Source organism: Planotetraspora sp. GP83, assembly GCF_041262585.1.
Lineage (GTDB): Bacteria > Actinomycetota > Actinomycetes > Streptosporangiales > Streptosporangiaceae > JAOEGB01.
Map to the genome: position 1 here is coordinate 1 of NZ_JBGCBZ010000057.1, position 1,448 is coordinate 1,448.

The window sequence follows — 1,448 nt, forward strand, 5'->3', positions numbered from 1 at the left end:
GGTTGCGGGGTGCTGCCCGGCGTTTGGTCCGTACTTGCTGGTCGGGTTCTTTCGCGTACGGGCCTTGACACGGGAGCGGCGCCCTGCGGGCAGTAGGTCACCCAGTACGGCCTGGCCTATCGCGCCGATCAGTTCGGTGGGACCGGTCGGGAGGACTCCGGTGGCATTGGTCACCGTGTCGGCTGCCGCTTGGATGAGAATGGTGAAGCTGATCCGGTCCATGTCCAAGCCTGGCCGGGTGGCCGCAGCGTCCCCGGCAGCGCGGATCAGCGCTTGGTAGGCCGTGAGCAGGGCGTACACCTCTTGCTCGAGGCCCGGGACGCTGCGTGAGCGCAGGACGCGGCCGTCCAGCATGGTCGCCTTGATCGAGAAGTAGGTCGTCTCGGCCTGCCAGCGCTCGTGGTACAGGTCTACGAGTTCTGGAGCCGGGTAGCGGGTGTGGTCGAGCAGGCTGGTGACCAGGCGCCACTGCTCGCGCCGGACGGTGCCATCCGCCAGTGTGACGGTGATGTGCGTTTCGATCACGCGGACCGCGAGCGGGACTCGCAGGGCGCCGTAGCCGATCCGGGTCAGGTATGAGCCGTCGGGGAGACGGCGCTGGATGAGGGGGCAGCGGCGGGCGGAGGAGCGCACCAGGAACTGTGCTCCACTGGCAGCGACGTCGCGCAGGAACTCCGCGGCGTCGAAGCCGGCGTCGGCGAGCAGCAGCATGGTGGGGTCCAGCGCACCCAGCAACCGGTGTGCGTATGGCAGTTCGCCCTCACTTTCGGGGCCGAAGGCGGCCGACAGCAGGGCGCGTGTGCCGCACTCGATCACCACCAGCAGGCGTAGCAGCGGGTAGCCGAACTCCAGTCTTTCGCCTGCCCGTTTAGGGTAGCGCCAGGTGACCTGCTCCTCCTCGGGCACGTGCAGATGGGTGCCGTCGATGGCCACCGTGCGCAGACCGCGGTAGAACACCCCGGGCTGGCCGCGCAGGCCTACGGTGCCGGCCACGGTCTCGAACAGCCGTCGCAGCGGCGCGGCCCCGATCCGGCGCCGGGCTCGAGAAAGCGAGGAGACGTTGGGGCGCACCAAGGGCAGGTCTGCCAAGGCAGCGGTCAGTTTGCCCCAGGTCGCACGGTAGGAGCAGCGCTCGAAGACGGCCAGCGCGAGCACGAAGTACACCACGACGCGAGACGGCAGCAGCCGCAGCCGTTTCTCACGCGCCCCGGTCTCTTCCAGCACCGCGTCCACCAGGTCGAAGTCGACGATCTGGGTCAACTCACCCAGATGACCAGGCGCGTGCACGCCCCCGGCTACCTCGATCGTCCGGGTGATGACAGACTTCTCCTGCAACGGGACTCCTGGGACCTGATCGCCTTGCTCGACACAAGTTGATCTACCAGAAGTCCCGTTCGCGTCCTCAAGGCCCTTGACTCAGCCGCAGACAGCCAAACGCAACGGCGTTG

1 protein-coding gene is annotated in these 1,448 nt (G+C 68.0%); it reads right to left on the minus strand.

The window, feature by feature from the left end:
- A partial coding sequence (locus ABH927_RS34155; protein WP_370028629.1) for an IS4 family transposase occupies positions 1-1,335 on the minus strand: 1,335 nt, incomplete at its 3' end.
- Between the last annotated feature and the right edge of the window lie 113 nt (positions 1,336-1,448).